General features: G+C 46.1%; 19 protein-coding genes and 1 CRISPR repeat array. Of the genes, 3 read left to right on the forward strand and 16 right to left on the reverse strand.

Annotated features, from left to right (window positions below; genetic code table 11):
- Positions 1-81: 81 nt before the first annotated feature.
- The 9 genes from KGF65_RS04655 to KGF65_RS04695 form a co-directional block, all read right to left on the reverse strand.
- Complete coding sequence (locus KGF65_RS04655) at positions 82-537, reverse strand: nucleoside 2-deoxyribosyltransferase (protein ID WP_101872628.1); 456 nt, start codon at positions 535-537, stop codon at positions 82-84.
- 141 nt (positions 538-678) lie between these two features.
- Complete coding sequence (locus tag KGF65_RS04660; protein ID WP_050337959.1) at positions 679-1,551, reverse strand: aldo/keto reductase; 873 nt, start codon at positions 1,549-1,551, stop codon at positions 679-681.
- Between the two features lie 84 nt (positions 1,552-1,635).
- Positions 1,636-2,484, reverse strand: a complete 849-nt coding sequence (locus KGF65_RS04665) for an aldo/keto reductase (RefSeq protein WP_216748157.1) — start codon at positions 2,482-2,484, stop codon at positions 1,636-1,638.
- A gap of 155 nt (positions 2,485-2,639) precedes the next feature.
- Positions 2,640-2,780 carry a hypothetical protein gene (locus KGF65_RS04670; protein ID WP_181185298.1) on the reverse strand — a complete coding sequence of 47 codons (141 nt, stop codon included), beginning with the start codon at positions 2,778-2,780 and terminating at the stop codon, positions 2,640-2,642.
- A 40-nt stretch (positions 2,781-2,820) separates the two neighbouring features.
- Positions 2,821-4,011: an MFS transporter gene (locus KGF65_RS04675; protein WP_105923368.1), complete on the reverse strand. Its 1,191-nt coding sequence runs from the start codon at positions 4,009-4,011 to the stop codon at positions 2,821-2,823.
- Positions 4,012-4,071: 60 nt separating this feature from the next.
- Positions 4,072-4,371 carry a helix-turn-helix transcriptional regulator gene (locus KGF65_RS04680; RefSeq protein ID WP_101872626.1) on the reverse strand — a complete coding sequence of 100 codons (300 nt, stop codon included), beginning with the start codon at positions 4,369-4,371 and terminating at the stop codon, positions 4,072-4,074.
- A 237-nt stretch (positions 4,372-4,608) separates the two neighbouring features.
- Positions 4,609-5,841: an MFS transporter gene (locus KGF65_RS04685; RefSeq protein ID WP_065674438.1), complete on the reverse strand. Its 1,233-nt coding sequence runs from the start codon at positions 5,839-5,841 to the stop codon at positions 4,609-4,611.
- 328 nt (positions 5,842-6,169) lie between these two features.
- Positions 6,170-6,592: an Hsp20/alpha crystallin family protein gene (locus KGF65_RS04690; protein ID WP_003637383.1), complete on the reverse strand. Its 423-nt coding sequence runs from the start codon at positions 6,590-6,592 to the stop codon at positions 6,170-6,172.
- 144 nt (positions 6,593-6,736) lie between these two features.
- The gene (locus KGF65_RS04695) at positions 6,737-7,210 is read right to left on the reverse strand and encodes a MarR family winged helix-turn-helix transcriptional regulator (protein WP_101874279.1); all 474 of its coding nucleotides are present in this window, start codon (positions 7,208-7,210) and stop codon (positions 6,737-6,739) included.
- 109 nt (positions 7,211-7,319) lie between these two features.
- On the opposite strand from KGF65_RS04695, the gene KGF65_RS04700 reads away from it, so the two are divergent.
- The 3 genes from KGF65_RS04700 (at position 7,320) to KGF65_RS04710 (ending at position 11,376) form a co-directional block, all read left to right on the forward strand.
- The gene (locus tag KGF65_RS04700) at positions 7,320-7,922 is read left to right on the forward strand and encodes an NADPH-dependent FMN reductase (RefSeq protein WP_101872625.1); all 603 of its coding nucleotides are present in this window, start codon (positions 7,320-7,322) and stop codon (positions 7,920-7,922) included.
- Between the two features lie 64 nt (positions 7,923-7,986).
- Positions 7,987-8,181, forward strand: a complete 195-nt coding sequence (locus KGF65_RS04705; RefSeq protein WP_050337966.1) for a PspC domain-containing protein — start codon at positions 7,987-7,989, stop codon at positions 8,179-8,181.
- A 450-nt stretch (positions 8,182-8,631) separates the two neighbouring features.
- A complete protein-coding gene (locus KGF65_RS04710) occupies positions 8,632-11,376 on the forward strand; it encodes a cation-transporting P-type ATPase (RefSeq protein ID WP_216748158.1) in 2,745 nt (914 codons plus the stop codon).
- A gap of 111 nt (positions 11,377-11,487) precedes the next feature.
- A CRISPR array of direct repeats spans positions 11,488-12,112; the repeat unit is 36 nt; unit sequence GTTCTAAACCTGTTTGATATGACTACTATTCAAGAC.
- A 24-nt stretch (positions 12,113-12,136) separates the two neighbouring features.
- On the opposite strand, the gene csn2 is transcribed toward KGF65_RS04710, so the two are convergent.
- From csn2 to KGF65_RS04745, 7 genes are all read right to left on the reverse strand, one after another.
- Positions 12,137-12,814 (reverse strand): type II-A CRISPR-associated protein Csn2, encoded by a 678-nt coding sequence (gene csn2 / locus KGF65_RS04715; RefSeq protein WP_216748159.1) that lies wholly within the window; start codon positions 12,812-12,814, stop codon positions 12,137-12,139.
- The gene (gene cas2 / locus KGF65_RS04720) at positions 12,811-13,116 is read right to left on the reverse strand and encodes a CRISPR-associated endonuclease Cas2 (RefSeq protein WP_003637377.1); all 306 of its coding nucleotides are present in this window, start codon (positions 13,114-13,116) and stop codon (positions 12,811-12,813) included. The genes csn2 and cas2 overlap by 4 nt, the downstream gene beginning before the upstream one ends.
- Positions 13,094-13,999, reverse strand: coding sequence for a type II CRISPR-associated endonuclease Cas1 (gene cas1, locus KGF65_RS04725; protein ID WP_101872622.1), 906 nt, complete (start codon positions 13,997-13,999; stop codon positions 13,094-13,096). Before cas1 ends, cas2 begins: the two co-directional genes overlap by 23 nt.
- Before the next feature lie 193 nt (positions 14,000-14,192).
- Positions 14,193-18,269, reverse strand: coding sequence for a type II CRISPR RNA-guided endonuclease Cas9 (gene cas9 / locus KGF65_RS04730; RefSeq protein ID WP_216748160.1), 4,077 nt, complete (start codon positions 18,267-18,269; stop codon positions 14,193-14,195).
- A 242-nt stretch (positions 18,270-18,511) separates the two neighbouring features.
- Positions 18,512-19,294: an alpha/beta fold hydrolase gene (locus KGF65_RS04735; protein WP_216748161.1), complete on the reverse strand. Its 783-nt coding sequence runs from the start codon at positions 19,292-19,294 to the stop codon at positions 18,512-18,514.
- Between the two features lie 24 nt (positions 19,295-19,318).
- The gene (locus tag KGF65_RS04740) at positions 19,319-20,029 is read right to left on the reverse strand and encodes a hypothetical protein (protein WP_101872619.1); all 711 of its coding nucleotides are present in this window, start codon (positions 20,027-20,029) and stop codon (positions 19,319-19,321) included.
- A 229-nt stretch (positions 20,030-20,258) separates the two neighbouring features.
- Positions 20,259-21,623, reverse strand: a complete 1,365-nt coding sequence (locus KGF65_RS04745; protein ID WP_050337973.1) for an amino acid permease — start codon at positions 21,621-21,623, stop codon at positions 20,259-20,261.
- Positions 21,624-21,744: the final 121 nt, after the last annotated feature.

Raw genomic sequence — 21,744 nt, forward strand, 5'->3', positions numbered from 1 at the left:
CTCTGATCGGTAGCGCACGCCACCGATTATCTGGATTGATTTTTGACCAATCAGTCTAGTTGGTGTGCGATTTCGTTGTGATTACCGAATCGTGCCGGTATATTGGAAGGCATCCGACGTTGGGTCCTGCAAAAAGGCCTTTAAATCGGCCATATTTTCAACGACGGCCTTGCCTGACTTCGCCAACATGACGTTGAATGTCCCTTCTGCCAGGGTTTCGCCATAGTAAGCAACTGGGATATCCAAGCCATACGCCGTACCAGTCTCCCAAATCGTCCCGGTATCAAAGCCATCAACAACGGCCACCACTAGTTTGGCCTGTTTCAAATGCGCCACGTTATCCGCAAATACCGCATTCCGGTCCGCTTCGGTCGCATCCGGCGTCAAATCGATCCCATCGAGCCGGGGACTGTAATAAGTAATTTCTAAATTGTCCATCAATTTTTCAATCTTAGCTAGTCGTTCTGGTTGGCCGGCCGTAAACCATGGTCCAGCTAAATAAATCGTTGGGTTGTCACTCTTAATTCGTGTACTCATCTACTCAGTCCTCTTTCTCTTCATTAAATCAAAAAATCAAATCAGTCATGTTTATCCAGTTTAACCGGCCATTCGCCTAAATTCAAGGCTTGACGTTTCCACATAAAAAAGAGCCGGGAGCAGACCCGACTCTAATTAGTGTTATTTGTTACTTAATTGGCTTAAGCCATTGAAATCAGCCGTTGATAGTTCAACGTTGGCAGCCGCCACATTATCTTGCAAGTGTTCGATGGAACTCGTCCCTGGGATTGGCAGGATGTTGTCTGAACGCTTTAATAACCAAGCTAACGCAATTTGGGCTGGACTAACTTGATACTTCTGCGCCATCGTACTGAGGGCACTCCCTGGCTGCGCTAGTTCACCAGTTGCTAATGGGAACCATGGTAAGAAGGCCATGTTTTGCGATGCGGCGTAGTCGACCACGTCATCGTCACGATGGTCAGAAACATTGTACAAGTTCTCGATGGCATCGATTTTGGCAACCTTTTGCGCTTCTTTGATTTGCTCAACCGTGACTTGGCTCAACCCAATATGCTTGATTTTTCCTTCATCTTGCATCTTCTTGAGTTCACCGACTTGTTCGGCAATCGAGAAGTGCGAATCAATCCGATGTAGGAAGACCAAATCTTCGTGGTCGAGTCCTAATGTCATCATTGAAACTTCGACTTGTTGCCGTAAATAATGTGGTTCACCATGTGGCGTCCAAACGTTGGGACCTTGGCGGGTCTGACCGACTTTATCAGAAATAAAGATCTTATCCCGGTTAGCAGCATCTTTCAAACCAGCTGCTAAGTACCGGTCAGCATACCATGGCCCGTATGAATCGGCCGTATCAAAGAAATTAACGCCATATTCCAACGCCTTCTTGATGACCTTGACCCCATTTTCCGGATCCGCGTAAGGGCCCCAGGTACCTGGTCCAGTCAACTGCATCACACCATAACCCAGTCGATTAACTTTAAACTGGTCATCAAACGCGTACGTTCCTGCATTAGCTGCATTAATCGTTGTCATCAAATCGCTCCTCATTATTAGTTTAATTATTATTCTTACTTAGTTTACCCCCAGAGCCCCAAGCCTGGTCAAACATTTTGCCCGTTAGCCCTGAGTTGGATTGTGCATGTACGCACCCGCAGCGTCCGGCAAGGCGTTCAATGCCGCCATATCCGCGTCACTGATCGTAAAGTCCAATTGGGTATTCGCAGTGATATGCGCAGGTGTCACCGCCTTAGGTAATGGCAAGACCCCATTTTGTAAGACAAACCGTAGCGCTAACTGAGCGACGCTGACCCCATATTTATCGGCATACGCTTGCACTTGCGGATTATCCAGTACGCCGCCAGTTGCGAGTGGCGAATATGCTTCGACCAACATATCATGGTCTTCTGAGAATTGTGTGATCTTCGGCTCAGTAAAACCAAGATAGTACTGAATCTGATTGACCATTGGTGCGACCGTCGCTTGTTTGAGGACGTTCTTTAAATCGCGAACCGCAAAGTTTGAGACCCCGATTGCCTTGGCAAGGCCGCTGTCATAAATGGCTTCCATGGCTTGCCACACTTCCAGGTTAGCTTCATCATAGACACGTCCAACTTGGCTCCATGGCCACGGTGCGTGCACTAAGTACAAATCAACGTAATCCAGCCCGAGGTTTTTCAATGATTCATCAAAATCCGCCAACGCACCCTGATAAGATTTCGTCTCTGCGGGTAACTTGGTCGTCACAAAAATCTGTTCACGCGGAATCCCTGAATCGCGAATCGCCTTACCAACACTCGCTTCATTTCGATAAGCCAGTGCGGTATCGATATGCCGGTAACCGGCTTTAAGTGCTGCTCGAACAGCTTGATATGCGGTGTCGCCACCCGGAATTTGCCAAGTCCCAAACGCCACTTTTGGAATCTGGACGCCATTTGCTAACTGATAAGTTGATGTTAGAATTGCCATGTTATTTTTGCCCCTTTACTGATTTGGATTGTCGCTGCTTGGTTGGATCGCCAACCAGTGTCGCCGCAATGATTGCCACTACGACGACCGTCAAAATTTGAATAATCGCCATAAAACCGTGACCTCCTTGATTGAATACTGATTAGTTTAGCCCCTTAGAGTAACTCTAAGGCAACTGTAAAGTTCTCAAAAATATCACTTTTTTTATTTGCCGGTGAAATGACCCGCGCCTGCTGAGCAAACGACCGACCAATATCTAGTTCTGGCGAAACGTATACGCCAAGTAAAAAGGCCATTCAGACAGGTTTTCCCATCTAAATGACCGTTTACAGCTAATTAGTCATAAATACTATCATGCCGGAAAATAATCGACCCAGCTAACGCGAGTAGTGCCGAGAAACCAATGGCGAGCCACAACACTGGCGCCCAGCCAAGTTGACCACCGAGCCAACCGAAAAGCACTGGCCCGATCGCAGCTAACAGGTACCCGGCTGATTGAGCCATCCCCGAAAGGTCGGCCGTTTCAAAGCCGTTCGTTGTTTTTTGCGTGAAGAAGACGACTGCCAAGCTAAAGGCTGCACCGGAGCCCAACCCGAGTAGGATGCACCATAAGGCTGACCACCCAAAGCTGGTCCCTGACATCAGAATGCCGCCGATACCTGCGATAAAGCCAACTCCAACGACCCAAATCATGGCCAAGACGCCGCGTCGTTTACCCGAACTTGTGGGAACGATAAAGGACATCGGTAGCCCGCTCAATTGCATGATCGTCACCAAATTACCCGCGACAATCGTTGAAAAGCCATGGGCGGTGAACACGGTCGGTAGCCAGGTCAACAGGGAATAATAAACTAAAGCTTGGAGGCCAAAGAAGGCGGTCACGACCCACGCTAAGGGCCGTCCCCACACCGAACCGTGCGTCACGACTGTCGAATCTTGCTCATCATTTGTCGCTACTGGTTCCCGATGGTTGTACTTCAAGTTTGGCAACCAGACGACCAGATTAATCAGCCCAATCACTGAAAGTACCGCCATCGTTGCCGGCAAAGACCAGTGTGCGGCTAGTACGCCAGAAATACCGGTCCCAAGTGAGCCGACTAGCAGCATCGACAATGTATACTGACTTGTTGCCACTGGGATCTTAGTTGGAAAGTTATCCTTGATGATTGCCGGGATCAAAACATTGCCACCGTCAGCACCAATGCCCACTAATAGCGTTCCGATAAACAGTGCCGCGATGGTTGGAATGACCCGCAAATAACTACCAAGGGCTAGAAAAATCAGCATCACATAAATCGTCAACTCATTACCAAACCGGCGCCCCCAGTGCGCAATCAACGGTGACATGACCGCGAAAGTCAGTAATGGAATTGTCGTCAGCAGTCCGGCCATTGAGCTCGGCAGTCCCAGCGTTCGTTTCAAACTGCTAATCAGCCCTGGCATCATGGTGATGGGCAGCCGCATATTAGTTGCCGCCAAAATCATGCCCAGCGTCAAGTAGCGGCTATGTTGATGAGTCGTTGTCATATCCTAATATCTTCTTTCTATATCGTTATTCGATATTTATCGAACTAATGGCCAAAAAAATTACAGAGAATCCAAAAATCCTGGCAAAAAATGGTCAAAGGTCGCCCGTTGCAGTGACAAATACTTCGTCTGTGCTTCACGGCGCGTATTCGTCAGTCCCACTAAGCGTAGCGCTTTGAAATGATAGGAAACGGTCGACTTGCTAATGCTTAATTGCGCCCCCACTTCTCCGCAAGTCATTTCCCGCTGTGCTTGATACAGCACGCGAATGATCCGTAACCGATTATCATCTGCCAACGCCTTGAAAATTGCGACCCGTTGTTGATCTTCTTGATTTTGTTGGTTTATTTCGATATCCATGAAACAAAGGTTACACCCAATTTAAAATGAATGCAACTCGTCTTCACGGGTGAGGACGCAATCAGTGTTGTCACTTGAACGCTATGGACAATTCCGCTAACTAACGCATCACACCCTCCCCAAACCCATCAGAATCGAATTGATGGTTCTGAATCTAAAAAAAGCAGTTAGCCCCAAACAGACTAACTGCAACAGCGAGTCGGCAGCGATCACTGTCAACATACTGATTGATTCACGTTAAGAGGCGACCCGGTCGCCAGTCTTCCAGATACCAGGCACGAGCCACAAAATCAGCACTAAGTTGATCAGTAGCAAGAGCGCCGTCATAATAAAGACCGCATTGTAATTGAACCAGCCGGCGACTAAGCCCCCTAATAAGGCACCTAGCATATTACCGATGGCTTGAAACGATTGATTATAACTAAAAATCGTGGATGTTAAATTAACTGGCGTATTCTTAGTTAAGACCGTTTGGATTTCGGGATACAGTGCCCCGTCAGAAATCCCAATTGCAAACCGTAAAATCCCTAATGCGACGACACTGGTGACGATGCCTTGTGGGAAATACATGATCACCGCAAAAATATAGCCGAATAACAAGACTTTACCCGAACCATGATGGTCACCATAACGGCCCAGTCGCGGTGCGGAAAAGATGTTTGAGATTCCTGGTAATGCGGCAATGATTCCGGCCACCACCGTGATGGGCCCTTTATAATGCATCAATTCACGCACATACAGACTAATAATGGGCGCAATTGAAGCATTCCCAAATTGAACAATGGCGGTCGAACAGAGCATCATGATGATCAGCCGGGGATTTTGAAACGCCGCCAACGGATTGCGGCTATCGCCAGGATTGCGATGATGTTCGACAGGTTTAAAGTGTTCTTGAACAAAGAAGAGGCTCAACAAAAAGGCCACTAGCAATAGGCCGGCCGTAATAAAAAACGTATTACGGATTGAAAACAGTTGGGCCAAGAAGCCCCCAATCACGGGGCCAAACAACTGACCACTGACCGCACCGGTAATCAAGGTGCTCAATGCCCGACCACTATACTTACGCGGTGCTTGCGACGCCACTAAAGCCTGAGCATTTGAAATGAACCCAGCAAAGACCCCTTGTAACGCCCGCAAGGCAATCAGCTGCCACACATTCGTGACTAAGCCCATCAGCCCCATAGCAACCGCCATCCCGAAGGACGCCCGCAGTAACATGATCTTGCGGCCCTTCTTATCCGCAATAATGCCCCATAACGGTGCTGAAATTGCCGAAATCGCGTAGTCGGCCGCGAACGCCAAGCCACTGTAAAAGGTCACTTGGGCCTTGGTAAAATCACCTAACTGACTAACAAATAATGATAAGAACGGCATAATTTCACTGAATGCCATCCCAGCAACGAACGTACAGAACCATAAAACGATTAAATTACGATGCCATGGTCCACGTTCGCGTTCTGCGTCATCCACGCTCGTCATCTCCAAATCTAGTGTTACTAATTTTCAGTAAGTGTTATCACGATAAATAGCTTATCACACTTTGGGCAAGGTAGTGACAATTATTTCCCGGGAAATAAAGTCGTATTTCCGGGTAATTTGTGGGCGAGCTGAGCTGTTAGTATCGCCCCAACTAACGCCTAACGCAGACATTAATCGACTTAGAATACTTGGCAATTGGCTAGCACCGCTAACTTGATTACCGCTCGAATTTTCCAGCCCTCCACACGGCATTCATTAACGCCTAAAAAAGGCACCACCGCCAAAATGCGATGGTGCCTTTTTTAGTGGGACTAGTTAATTACTGAATTTCAATGGTGCCATTATCGTCACTTGCTTGCGTCTTCGGCAACGTGATGGTTAAGACTCCGTCTGCTTGGGATGCACTGATTTTGTCCGCCGCAACGTTTGGTAACATGTATTGACGTTGCAACGTGCCAGTATGACGCTCGTTCATCACAACATTTTGTTGCTCGTCTTCATGGTCCACGAAACTATCCTTTTGAACCTTGATCGACAAGACATTGTCGCGATAGTCGAGCTTAACATCTTGCTTGTCAATGCCTGGGACGTCAACCTTAACTTGATATTGGTCATCAGTTTCACTGATATCCGTCTTCAAGACCTGATCCATATTTTCAAATGGTGTCCAGAAACTCCGTGCCAACCGTTCAAACGGATCCATCATACCAAAGTCGTTCCGATTCATTAAAGTATTAGCCATACTAACAATCCCCTCTCAAAATTTAATTGGCTATTAAGACCGGCCAGTAATTCAAATCTTTGTTTGACCTTTCCTGACCTTCAATTAATATCTTAACAGCTTTTTGAGGGAATGCAACAATTTAGCACTCAACTACCTCGAGTGCTAAATTTTGATTTCGCGAATGCGTTTCATGAGGGTCACAAACCGCGCTAGCTCAGCATCCGAGTAGTCGTCAGCGATGGCCTGTGCCTGTTGTGCAATCGCCGCGTCCAACTGCGTATGCAACTGTGCAACCTGTTGACCAGTGGGCGTCAGTCTAACCAGTACTTCCTTATTATTTGTTAAATCACGGTACTTCACGGCTAAGCCCAGTCGTGCCAGCTTGGTCAACCCGCGCGAAATCGTCGCTTGTGATAATCCGGTCGGTGCGGGTAACGCCTTCGCACGACTGGCGCCCACCTGTCCAAGAACCGCAATCATTTTAATATCGGTCGTCGACAGTTGTTTCAGGACTGCCTGTAGCTGTGGGTCCGTCGTTTGGCGCATCGCCCATTGTTTTTCTTGATCATCCACGCTATCCTGCGCAATAAATTGGTTTAATTCTGACATTAATTGATCGATCAACATTGCCATCAGGAACACTCCTTTTTAATTCATATGAATAAATACTTGCTTAATCAAATCATCCAGTCTATAATACCATTTTGTATTCATGTGAATCAATAATTTTCTGGAGGCCATTAATATGGTAAAAATCGGCATCATTCTCGGTAGTACCCGCACGCAATCCAACGGCCGATCCCTATTCAATTACTTAAAAAGAAACCTTGATCAGTGGCAAACTGACGAGGCCATCACAACGGCATTCTTAGACCTAGCACACTATCAGCTGCCATTCTTCGACGAGTCTGAGCCACCAATGGCTAATCCCCACCGCCAGCTTCCTGCCAATCAGCAGCAATGGCTAGACGACATGGCAGCCATGGACGGCTACATCATCCTAACGCCGGAATATAATCACGCCATGCCCGCAGGCCTAAAGAACGCCTTAGATTTTTTGGCCTTCGAAGGGCTGCGAAAACCAGTCAAACTGATCTCATATTCGGATAACATGCGGGGTGGCCAATTTGGCGCTGCAGCGCTCGTCCCCGTCTTGCAACGATTAGGAATGGTGGTCCTGCCTAAACCAACACCCGTCGGCAACGTCCCCCAAACACTCCAAACTGACGGACAAGTCATCCCGGACGCACCATTAGCCAGCCGATACGAAAGCGGTTTACAACGTGCCGTTGGTGAAATTGCCTACTACACAACCGTCCTCACGCAGCACCCCTTCTTGACTGATTAAATTGGTAGCGTTCCATGTCTAAACCTGCTACATTATAGTTAATATCAAAAGGAGGTATTAACTCATGAAAATCAATATTCATCGTTCTGCTACCAATCGGGTGCTGGCTGGTGTCATCGGGGGCATCGCTGAACATTTCAACTGGAATGCCAACATTACGCGCTTGGTATTCGTGCTTCTAGCCATCTCACCGATGTTTCCTGGTATCATTGCTTACCTCATCCTCTGGCTATTAATGAAGGATCCGGTCGAAAGCTAAGTTGTGGCGACGCACTAAACATCGTCACGCTACAGCTTGGATGCCGGGTTTAACCTGCTACAGTTATGACTTACTTACGTTTAATCATCAGATAATGAGTCCCAGTTGCCGCATCCTCAGCTAGTGCTTGCTGAATCGGTGCGACTGCTGGAGCTCATTTTTACGCCTGTGACTGATTTTTACCCCGATTGGTGAAAAATAACGCGCCCACCGGTCTTTTTCAGCGACAAGACTGTCAAAATCTGATATATTATTGCAACCAACGTAATAATTAGTCATGAATTTGTCAAATATTTTAATGGTAATCAACGTGATTGTTCGTATATAATATTATTTATAAGAGTTTTAATCAGAAAGGATGTGGCGAAATTGGCCTACTTAACACGCAATAAACGTCGTGATTTTACAGAACCTCACCGGTAATAATTTTATTTTTAAGGAGCGAATTGAATGATAAATGATGACAACAACCAGTCGTTGAGCGCGAATAATGAAGCGCAAAACGACTCTCAGAACCCTCCCGATGCGGATAACTTATGGCAGCTTGATGAATCAGCCTTAGCTAACAAGTACGCGACTGATCCTGAAAATGGATTGAGCACGGCTGAAGCTGCCGCTCGTTTACAACATAACGGGCGCAACGAACTGGAGACTAAGCGTACGTCGCGGTTCGTCCAATTCATCAAGCAGTTTAATAATAGTATTATCTACATTCTTGCTGCCGCCGCAGTATTGACGTTCTTCATGCACCACTATTCGGATTCTATCGTTATTGGACTGGTTATTATTGCCAACGCCATTATCGGTTACGTCCAGGAACGTCAGGCCGGCAACGCCCTTGAACGAATTCGTGAAATGCTGATTTCCAAAAACTTCGTCATCCGTGACGGTAAAAAGTTAGAAATCGACGCCCGCGAATTAGTCGTTGGGGACTTAGTCAACTTGGAAGCCGGTGATGCTGTGCCTGCCGACATGCGACTGATCTCCGCGGATAACTTCAACGTTCAAGAATCCGTCTTGACGGGTGAAACCAACCCGGTTGAAAAGCAAGAAGAACCGATGACTGACACGTCACTGGCACTGGCGGACCGCAAAAACATGGTCTACGCCTCAACTGCCGTGACGAGTGGTTCAGCCGTCGGAATCGTAACAGCGACCGCCGCCGATACCGAAATTGGTCATATCCAGCAATCCGTGAGTGATGTCAAAGAAACTACGACACCATTGATGCGGAACTTGAACTCGCTGGGTGTCGGCCTCTCAATCGCAATCGTGGTTGCAGCGGTGCTGTTATTCTTATTAGGGATGGTCATGGACACCTACAGTCTACCAACCTTGCTAATTGCCGTCATTACGATGGTGGTTGGTTCCATGCCGGAAGGATTACCCGCTAGTACCTCAGTCGTATTAGCCATGGGGACCCGTCAGATGACGAAGAAAAACGTCATCGTCAAATCCTTACCAGCCGTAGAAACTTTGGGTGCCGTTGACATTGTTAACACCGATAAGACTGGGACATTAACTAAAAATGAAATGACGGTCACCAAAGTCGTGACACCTGAGCACACGTTTGACGTGACCGGGGTCGGCTATGATGATAATGGTGGCGTCAACTTCGATGGTCACTTAAAACTCAATGGTCAAAAAGTGAACTGGCATCAAGACAAAGCAATGGAATGGCTCGTTAAAATTGCGGGTCAAACCACTGACGCCGAACTGCATTTTGAAAATAATCGTTGGGAACTGACTGGTGAACCAACTGACGGTGCCTTAACGACGCTGTTTCGTAAGATGACCGGTCACGACCCAGAAGTTGACGAAATCGAGTCATTACCGTTCGACTCCGCCTTTCGTTTCTCCGCACGACTAGCTGACTTAAACGGTCAACGCCTATTGATGGTCAAAGGTTCACCCGCAACCGTCCTGCGTTTGACCGACCAAGCCAACCAAACGGCCTATTGGGATAACGCGATGGACGATTTGACTGCTGATGGCCTACGGGTTGTCGCGCTCGCTTACCAAGTCGTTGATGATGACGTTACTGATATCGACCCGAAAGCAATTAGCGGGTTACACTTAGCCGGTTTCGTCGGTATCATTGACCCACCACGTGAAGAAGCTGCGACCGCAATCGCCGAATTACGGCAAGCGGGGGTCGACGTTAAGATGATTACCGGTGACCACCCTGACACCGCAATGGCGATTGCCAATAAGCTGAACTTGGCTGCTAACGTCAAGGCGATCACTGGTCCCGAAATCGACGCGATGGATGATCAGCAGTTGCAAGAACACATTGACGACTACAACGTCTTTGCGCGGGCCACACCGAACAATAAGCTACGAATTGTGCGTGCCCAGCAGACAAATAACCACGTCGTTTCCATGACTGGGGACGGTGTCAACGACGCGCCCGCCCTTAAGCAAGCCGATATTGGGGTTGCAATGGGGATCAAGGGGACTGAAGTTGCGAAGGAATCGGCTGACATGGTGCTGGCTGATGACGACTTCGCCGATATCGTCGCCGCCGTTCGTGAAGATCGCCACGTCTTCGATAACATTCGTAAGACGATTCGTTTCTTATTACCAACGAGTTTTGCAGAAGGCCTCGTGGTCATCATTAGTATCTTGATGGGCCACGAATTACCGCTCTACCCGACCCAGCTGTTATGGATCAACATGGTTTCCGCGTTGACCATCCAGTTCGCCTTCATCTTCGAGCCACCCGAGGCCGGCATTATGGCACGGGGACCACGAAACGTGAAGTCCGGGTTATTGTCGAAGCTTGATTATTTCGAAATTGGCTACGTTTCCTTCCTGATTTCAGGACTCGGAATCTTCGCCTACGACTACTTGACCGCACTTGGTTTACCGAACGTGGTCGGTAGTACGATGTCACTGAACATCATCATCTTTGGTAAGATTTTCTACCTCTTCAACTTGCGAAACGACCACCCCGTCATTTCCAAGTATTTCTTCCAAAACAAGATGGCGTTCTACATTATCGGTATTCTGATTCTCCTCCAGCTTGGCATCATTTACTTGCCATTCATGCAATCCGTCTTCCATACGACCAGCATCAACTTCTGGTATGGTTGGGGCATCCCAATTGTCTGCGGGATCGTCGTTCTGATTGTGACCGAAATCGGGAAGTTCATCCGTTTCCGGCGAATGGGTAAAGACCGCGTGCTTGATTAGTTTAGTTGCCGAATAAAAACCGCTCGACCTGGTGGGTCGGGCGGTTTTTTTGGTGGGCCTGGGGTTGAGGGGGAGTGACTACTATTCAAGATGTACGGTAACACGGGGGTTATTCTACAACTGCTTAAAATGACCACTGTCCGAGACCCGGATGACAGGTCGAAACGATCCTGTTCTAAACTTGCTTGATATGACTACTATTCAAGACATGGAGTATCAGGCGTATACGGCAGGTAAAGTTCTAAACCTGTTTGATATGACTACTATTCAAGACTATCTGGTGCGCTGTTTACCGTCAGCAAGGGTTCTAAACCTGTTTGATATGACTACTATTCAAGACAAACTTTACACTTCTATGTTGAACGGGAAAGTTCTAAACCTGTTTGATATGACTACTATTCAAGACGGTCTACACCAGCCACTTTGCAAATAATTAGTTCTAAACCTGTTTGATATGACTACTATTCAAGACCCGTGAACCAGTTCCGCAGCTTCAGCGCCAGTTCTAAACCTGTTTGATATGACTACTATTCAAGACACGGCGCGTACCCTGATTACAATTGTAAATGTTCTAAACCTGTTTGATATGACTACTATTCAAGACGAAAAACCACCCCGCGACATGACTTAGATCGTTCTAAACCTGTTTGATATGACTACTATTCAAGACAGTGGTAGCTTAATCTGAAACGTTATACACGTTCTAAACCTGTTTGATATGACTACTATTCAAGACCGGCATTCTCACATAATCCACTAATTAATTCATATCACGCCAGTCTGCTAAATTCTCGTCAACATAATAATAACAGCAATTCTTGAACTTTTCCATCCGATTCGTTTCTGAGTATTCAATGATAATAACCGTGATGTCTAAATCTGCCACTTGCTGTTCAAAAACGGCCCATTGTTCCGGGTTCAAATAGTGGCTGACATTGGTCATTACAGGGCATTGCTTGAGTCCTAGCTCAACATGAGTTTGAACAAGCGCCTCTAAAACTGCACTAGGATTATGCGTTAAATCCGTGGGAAAGTGAATTCCAGCAAACTTCAAAGCTTGATCCAATCCTGGTGCTTCCTCTACATCTAATGGCAGATCCAATAGAAAACTGGCTTCCATTACTTTGGCAATCATGGCTCGGCTTTGATCCAAGACCGCCACTTGTTGTTCATCGGCCATTAACTTGATAATCTGGGTCTGTATCTTCTTCATAAACAAGCGGTTTAAATCGACTGATAACATCAAATCGCCGTACCAGCTACATTGACTGCTCATTGTTTGCAATTCGAGATTATCGTTGCTCACACGCAAGTCATCCGTCCGGTCACGAAATCCCTGACAGATGTCTGCGTACATTTGACTGTTCCCTATGTCTAAAATATTGACCTGGCCTGTGTTGATTTTAAACGGCGGGAACGGATAGTATGTTAGATTCATATGACGATCGTCCTTTCAGCCGAATTTAGAACATCCGTGCTAGGTGCACCTTGAATGTAGTGCATTGCTTGATACTGTTTCTCAGTGACCGTCATTGTCTGCACTTTTCCACCCTTGGGTGCCAGTGGCGCAATGCGCTTTTCCACAAATTCAGCCGCCTTCTTATTAACGCAAACTCGAACATAGGTTGAATACTGCATCATTAAAAAGCCTTCACGAATCAGCGCCTTGTGAAAATGCCGGTAAGCACGCCGTTGATCCGATGTATCCATTGGAACATCAAACATGACTATTAATCGCATGACTCGATACCTCATCTGGTAATTTCACCTCAATCTTCAATTCTTCCGTCTCGCTGCTTAAATAATGCAGGCAATCTGCAACATATGTTGTAATCGCGTGACTGACAATCGTTTGATGTCCGTTGAATCCAATCTCTAAATCCAACAATGAAACCAAGCCAATCTTGATATCTGGCGTGAATTCGTCAAAACGTTGCTGACTGACCCATTGATCAACAATTGGTCGAAATGGCTCCATCAAATCAGAACCTAGGTTAAATTCATTCTCATTATTTTCATGATGGATTCCGATACAAGTGAGATAGCCATTCATAACAATCTCACGGTTGACCATCGATAGTAGGATGGCGTATCCATAGTTCAACGCTGCATTGATGGAACTAAAATCTCGTCGATAAAAGTCCTCGCCAAACAGCAATGAGAAATACTTGTTGGCCACAACAGCTTCGCGATTAGTCACATCGTTTAGCTCTAGCTTGTCTAACTCATCAACGAGTGGCTGAACGTTGCCACCAACAAAATCAACAACTTGAATCTGATTAAGAATTTTACTGCCAATATTCTTCGTCCATAGCTTGGCAATCCTTGATTCCGGCCAGGCAACTTGCTGCCGAACTAACTTTGCTGTTCGGCGTGTTGGATAATAGTCGTTTACCTCACTGATTGGTTCGCCTTGGTGATCTGTGAAAATCACCTTCACGTGTGCTTCAGCTAATGCACATAAAGCCGCACTAGTAATCACAGCTTGAGTCGTCCCCACTAACAATAACTGGATATCGCTCACTGGAATCACATGTTTGTCAGTGCTGGTCTGAACAATAATTCGATTCATCGAATACGAAACTTTAGCATGTTGCGTAATAATCACATTGCGCCATCCCATTCATAACAGCTCCCTTGATTAAATTCACTTTCCATGATAAGATTCACTTGTATCAAGTTCTAAACCTTCTTGATATGACTACTAGTGTCAAGATCAAACAAGGCATTTTGCCGAGTTTCACCTTTTGAGTCCGTATTCGGACCATTACATATGTATCAAGATGTCGCCCATTTACTGGGCGACATCTTTTTTTCTACAAATCTTTTAGTGCCACTTTCCGTTCAAATAATCCTGTTGGAGATTGATAAATAATTTCTGCTTGGTCGGTTAACTTCAATCCACCCGGAACCTGTAGCTGTTCAAAACTAGTTTTAGCTCCCAAAACTTTTAAATTGCCAAACGATGCATTTGTGTGTAAACCGATAAACAAATTATTCAGCACACCATCTTTACCGATCACGAATTTATTTTTGACCGTTTTATTCTTAGTCGGCAACGCTGCAAATTTCTCTTGAGCACTATTCAAAATCTGCTTGAACTTATTCATCTCATAGAGCGGGAAATACCGATTTACTTGAGCTAGCGTTGTCTCAAAGACTGTCAATAAATTCTGTTCCGTTTGAATATCAGTGTCATTCCGCTTTCCTAAGAACGCCCGCTGAATCGTTAACGGTAAATAAAGTTCTTGAATATTATGATAGTAAGTGTCTGTCCCTAATGCGAACCGATGAATGTGCCCCTTCACTTCATCTCGTACGACTTGTTCAAAGCGGACCTTGGGCAGTAGTACTTCATAAGATTGTAACTTCTTATTGTTTTCATTGATCATTGCCCCGATGGCCTTTGTGACCGCTTGTTTACTAGTCAAGCCGCTTGCTTCCAGTTGTTGAATTTGAGTCACCATAGTTGTTGGAATCCCCACCACTTGATATTGGGTGTCTTTGTTAGTTACTACCTTAACAATGGTCAAGTAAGCTAGCGTACGACCAGTGTAGCCCCCATAAGTCTCCGTTGCGAAACCTTTCTTCTTCTGAATCAACCGCTTGCGGCTATCCGTCGCTTTGAAAATTGTTTGGTCAAACATCGCACCATAATTCTCTCGCACCTCATGCGTCACTAGTAATCGCTTGTAGTTGTACAGCTTTTCAAAATACTTAATATCAACCGTCTTATCCCACAAAATTTCACCCGTTTCGATGTTGGCAATCGGTTCCTCCGCAACTGCCAGCTTGCGAATGACATTGAATCGTGTCAAATTAACCGGCTGCTTAGCAAACTTGCCATAAACGAAGAATCGTTCCAGCTTCGGATACTGCTTCAATAAATATGTTCCGATAAACGCTGTTAAGGACGCATCAAACGCATGGTGATAATCATTGACTTCACGAAGTTTCGGGAAGTTGAATGTCTGTCGGAATTGGTGCGTTAGATTGGCCTTGACGGCCACAATTGACGCTGCTGGGTATTCCGAACTGATTAATTCTTCCACCAGCTTAATGACTTGACGCGTTTCAACCAATTGCCGATTGATAAAGCCCGTCGCGTACTTGCTAATCTCATCTGGTCGCATCAGCAAGTGATTAAGTTTGCGTTGCGTCATTAAGCCATTCCAATGTAATTCTCGCCATTGTGCGCCCATCTTACGACCGAATTTCTCACTAGCAAACGTATCGTTTTTTTCTCGATTAATCCGCGCACTAGTCAGTACCCGGTTATCTAACGAGTCATCTTCGACTAATGATTGCGGCAAAATGTGGTCGATATCGTACTCTGATAATCGGTCAATATTGATGGTTTCATTGGTGTATAGGTCGCGACCATTTTGCAAGAAATAGAGCACTAGCCGCGTATTAAAATCAGCCTTGGCTTTAATCTTTTCATTCAGTTCATGCTGAACTTTTTCACTAACGATTTCTTTAGCTGTGCTCTTGTAAGCTTCCACAATTTGTTTGGACCGTGATTGCGTTCGCCGACCTGCAACACCACCGCCGCGCGCTGCTTCAATGAAAATCCAGCTTGGTGTTTGCCCGTGCATCGCGTTCTTGATATCGTCAAGTACCAGCATTACTTCACGGATGGCTTTTTTATTCTGTGGCGACGTGTACAATTCGTTGATGGTATCTTGGATATCCGCATCAGTTAGGTTAGCTTGATTCGCTTCTTTAATCTGCGTTTCAATTGCAGGTTGCTTGCGCAGCTGCATAAAGTTATCACTGGTCTCCCACAAGCCATCCATGATGGAACGCCCGTTGTCATCCCTAAAAGCAGTCAGTAATTTATGCGACAACTGTCCCCAACCACGGTATCGCAGTCCACTAAGCTGTTTACGTTGGGCATCCGTCAACCAGGCCACTTCTTCAAGCTTCTGCTTAAAAATAGCACTGTCTTCAAACGTCGTTGACCATAAAATAATTTTTTCAATATCAGCCCGCTTATGTTCGTCGGCGATTGCTTCAGGCAAAATCTTTTTGAAATTATGATACGTTGATAGCGAGCTATTGAATCCTTTAGGGTCAGCAAGTCCCGTTATTTTGGGCGTTTCTCGATACTCACCGGCATCCATCAAATTCTGCTGAATATTTTTGACGCTAACATGTTGGTGTTGCTTAAACACTTGATTATACAGACGTTGTTTTTGTCGCGGCGCCAGCTGTTGGTCCTCAACTCGCATATTATTCAATTCATTGAGCACCATGAAGCGCTGATAAATCAGGCTACGTGCTGGGAGGACATCCTCACCAATCAAGTAAGTATCCGTTGTTTGCATCCGTTGAATAAACGCCGTCGCTGAAGCAATCCGATCAACTTTTTGATCAAAATTCCATGGTGTAATTGGACCTTCTGCTTTACGGACCATCCACGCAAAACCAGCGCCAGAAGTGGCTTGTTGGTCCTCTTTTGTAATGAGTGGTCCAACATAGTAAGGCACCCGAAAACCAACTAGTTCATCCAACTTATATGGGAACTTGCCGCGCCGTTCAGCAACGGGGTTTTCTTCACCAAGCCATGGATAATACTTTTTCTGATGACTAATTATTTGATCTAATTCATATTGTTGGACTTGATATGGAATTGAGCCGTTCTGCTTGGTGCGCAGCTTCGGCATGAATTGCTCCGAGTCAATTTCGGCTTTAATCTCCGCTGCCAGATGATTCGATGTAGCATCAGCCTCAACGTATTTCATTAAATCTTTGTAGAACATTTCCTGCGTGACTGGTTTGCTCTTGACACCATCGATATATCGATCATAGGTTGCGCGAATCTCACGCCCACGTTTGGAATCAGACTGTGAGTGAATATATTCTTTTAACAGCTTCAGGTTCTTTTCATGATGCTTATATTTCTCAACCATGTGTTGTGAAAAACGCTTACCTGCTGGAATCAATTGCGCGAGATTGACGCTGGCATATAGCTGAATTACTTCGTCCATAATCTGTTGTCCAACTTCGCTTAGTTGTTCTTCAATTTCCGGAAGCTTGTCTTGGCTTTCCTCCAACGTAAAGGTCCAATCCTTTACTACTGTGGTATCGACATTCGTTAATGTCACCACGTTCAGCTTAGCTTTGAGACCAACCAGCGCGTTCGCCAATTCTTTTGCAAAATCCTTTTGACGCCTCTTTTCAGCAGCGCTCGCTCCCGTCAAAACTGCCATGAGTGGCAAAATTTGTGTTTGCTGGTCCGAACGCGACAAGTCTGTCCGTACCAAAATCTGCTGGATTTGTTGAAGTTGTGCCTCATCAGTTACCAACTTAAGATTTAACGTCTCCTCGGACTGAGTAAACAGATCATTAAGCTTCTGGAAGCTAGTCGCTAAATGCAAGCTTGCACTACCATATTGACTGGCTGGTCCGGTACGCAAAAAATTCCCGCGGTATTTGACAATATGATGAATTGCCAAGTAGATTTCCCGAATGTCAAATTTCCGGTCGCTCGTCATCAACTTGTCTCGTAAATGGTAAATTGTGGGATAGTCATGATAAAATTCCTGATCAGTCCTGTCATTGAACAGCGTTTTTGCCAATCCATTGTAGTTCGGGTCCCGAGGCGAGATATCCGAATACTTACGCCGGGCAAAAAAATTCGGATCGATTTTACTGATTGGTTGATCAAAAAATTCGCGTAACAATCGCAACCGCCACTTTACCCGCTTTAGACGGCGTCGAGTTGTCCGAAAGCCACGACGATCCTCGGCAGTTGCACCTTCCTTAAATAACCGTGCTCCAAGAGCTGTCTTCCCCTTGACCTTTCTAACACGTCCGTTCATATCGACGACGGTCCAACCGACCGAATTCGTCCCGATATCTAAGCCCACACCATACGGTTCGTTCATTTACATGTCCTCCAATTATGTTTAGATTATGCACCTATTATCGCGCAAGCATCCAATCATTTGCAACAGGCAAAAGTTGTTCGTGTCAACGATTGTAAGCGCAAACTAAGTTAAAATAATTCGACCTAGATCCGACTGTTAACGTTGCATTCAAAAAGTGCAGTGCGATTGGCAAAAGTTTGCCAATCGCACTGCACATTTCAACTGGATTGCTTATTTAAGTCACTTGTTTTTCCTAAAGTCTACAGCGTCTTCAAAAACGCCAACAACGCCTCATTAAACGCCGCCGACTGCTCCGCCATCACAATATGACCGGCATCTGGAATCACGACGCTTTGCCCCAATGGCGCCATTTTAGCCGTCACTGCAGCGAAGTCTGAATCAAAGAATGGCGATTTCTCGCCTGAAATAATCAAAAATGGGACGGTGAGTTGCCGAACGATGTCACGCCAGTCTTGGACCGCATGGTTGACTAATAGTGGGAACATCAGCTTGCCATCAAAGGGTGCCTGTTCTTCCACGGCCGTAACCCGCGCGTAAGTATCATCATCGATGTGTTTGAACGTCGAGTGACCGAGTGGCATCCGGAAATAGTCCGGAAAGTCGACCCACTGAACCGACTTAAATCCGTATGGCCAGTCGGGGGTATTGATCATCTTAGGTGACTGGTCGACATCGATCAACGCCTTAATTCCCGTATCACCATATAGTGAAACGTAGGCAAACCAGGTCGCCGCACCCATTGAGTTACCTAACAAAATCGGCTGCTTTAGCTGCAACTTTTCAATTAATTCATGGGCATCGACGGCTCGGCGACTCATCCGCAATCCCTTAACCGTGTGCTCCGACAGACCTTGACACCGACCATCCAGATTAATGACCCGATAGCCCGCTTGCACCAATACTGGGATTTGGGCGTGCCAAATATCCTTCGAGCCACCAAAGCCCGTCAAAATAACGATTGGTTGCCCGCTACCCTGGTCCGTATAATTTAACTGAACATGGTCTGACGTTATGAAATGCATCTCACTCGCTCCTTTATTGACTAATCATTCAACATCAGTATTGAACTTTGCTGGTGTCAATTTATTTAACCGTTCCAGCCACTGCTTTGTCTTGTTATCCATCATCGTGCTCGTCAATGGATCCGGTTCCGTGACGGTCGGCCCCAATAATTGGGCAACCTTCTCCCAGTCAACGCCATTCGCCGTTTGAATGCTGGTCTGTAAGCTCTGAATCTGGTCTGTCTGGACTTGTTGCAGTTGTTGGCGATTATTGTGGGTCATCGCTAGCATCGTGTTGACCGCTAACTGCTCGGTCAGACAGGCGCGCCACGTCTCAGCGGTCAGTGGTTCTACTAGACTAATCCGTTCTTGCAGTGGTACAGCCGGAACTTCCTTAGTTAAAAACGCTGTCCAATGGGGCATCTCCTGATCAAGCAACGCATACCCCTGCCAAGGCAGTTGCCGATTGAATTGCTGCATTGCCTGTTTGGTGAGTGCTGTCATGGACCAGGTCGTTTGCTCGTCTTCATCTAGCAAATCTTGGGCATTCGCCAACCACCGCGACATGAAGCGTTGCATCGTCTGTCGCATGACTGGCCGCTGTTGGCCGGCCTGTGTTAAATGGTACCGCACCTGCAGAAATTCACCGACTGCACCAGGCCGAATCGCGCGCTGTTCCTGTGCTTGATGTCGCTGTTTTAATTGCCGGAGCCGTTTTTGCTTACTGACACCTGCATAACGTCCTTGTTTAACCATCTCGCCACCACTTTTCTGAGTTTTTATGCGCTCGTTTTTACGATTAACATTGCTATCAAAGTTGCTATTAACTTTGATAGCAACTTTACTATTAACTTTGATATTAACTTTGATATTAATATTAATAGCAACGCAGTCTTAATAACGTTACCTAATTTTACCGCAACAAATGGCCAAAATAAAAGGTTCTTGCCGTTGCCAGCAAGAACCTTAATTGGTCCATCTAAAATTACAAGTTATCTTCCTTGTTCCCAGCATATTTGCGGAAATAAATCAGGGTCATCACGATCAAGAAGACGACACCGACTAAAATCGAATAACGTGTTTCTGGGTTGATAAACATAAAGAGCAACGTTAAGGCTAAGAAAGCTAACGTTAAATAATTGGAATACGGTGAAAATGGCATCTTGAACGGATGGTTTTTCATCTTAGCCGCATTTTGCTTCCGAAAAGCAATCTGACTCACTAAAATAACGACCCATGGCACCATTCCGGGTAGCACACTCGAACTGTAAACCATGACGAAGATTTCACCGGCATCCTTGAAGAACATTGGTAAGACGACGTTTAAAACGACCCCAATCAGAATCCCAGTTGCAATCGCAATCACGGAATAAAAGGGTACCCCGTGGCGGTTCAACAACGTCATCTTTTTCGGTAATTGATGACTTTCAGCCAACGTGTAGGTCATCCGACTCGCACTGTAGATCCCGGAGTTGGTCCCGGATAGCGAAGCGGTGATGACCACGAAGTTGATAATTGAAGCGGCCGCGGTAATCCCAATTTTCGCGAAGGTTTGCACAAACGGCGAGCCAATCTGGCTGAGTTGATTCCACGGATAAATGCTGACGATGACGAAGATGGCGCCGACGTAGAAAATCAAAATCCGTGCGACGGTCGAACGAATCGCTTTGACGATCGTACTTTGTGGATTTTCAGCTTCTCCGGCAGTGACCCCGATGAGCTCGATCCCTTGATATGATGCGAGAACAATGGCTAACGCGAACACGAAGCCCTTGACGCCACCAGTGAAGAATCCGCCATGCGTCCACAAGTTACTAATTCCGATCGGTTGTCCATGATTTCCAATCCCGAAAATAATCAATCCCAATCCGGCAATAATCATCAAAATAATCGTAATCACTTTGATGAGCGAGAACCAGGTTTCCAGCGTCCCAAACATTTTGACCGAAATCAAGTTGGCCGCACATAGGAAGACGATGGCGATCAGACCTGGAATCCAGTCCGGTAAGTTCGGCCACCAATAACGACAATAGCCGCCCAGCGCAATCATTTCACTCATCCCGACGACCACGAATTGGAAGATATTGCTCCAAGCCGTGAGATAACCGAAGACTGGGTGAATGTATTCGGAAGCAAACTTGGCGAACGAACCGGTATTAGGGTCGACGTACAACATCTCACCCAACGCCCGCATTATCAGGTATAAAAAGGCCCCTGATACGATGTATGCAATTAGCACGGACGGCCCGGTCCACTTAATGGTCGAGCTCGAACCCATGAACAGTCCGACCCCAATCGTGCCGCCCAGTGCAATCATTTGCATCTGGCCCGTACTTAGTTTTCTCTGCATAAAATACTCTCTTTTCATAAATCAAAGAACTCACACCGCCCATAGCAGGCAGAATGGTATATAGCCTTTATCATAGCTAAAAAAACGCACCGACGCAAACGTATTTCCCGACACATGGTCA

The sequence above is a fragment of the Lactiplantibacillus sp. 30.2.29 genome, assembly GCF_018991255.1.
In the GTDB taxonomy this organism is placed as follows: domain Bacteria; phylum Bacillota; class Bacilli; order Lactobacillales; family Lactobacillaceae; genus Lactiplantibacillus; species Lactiplantibacillus pentosus.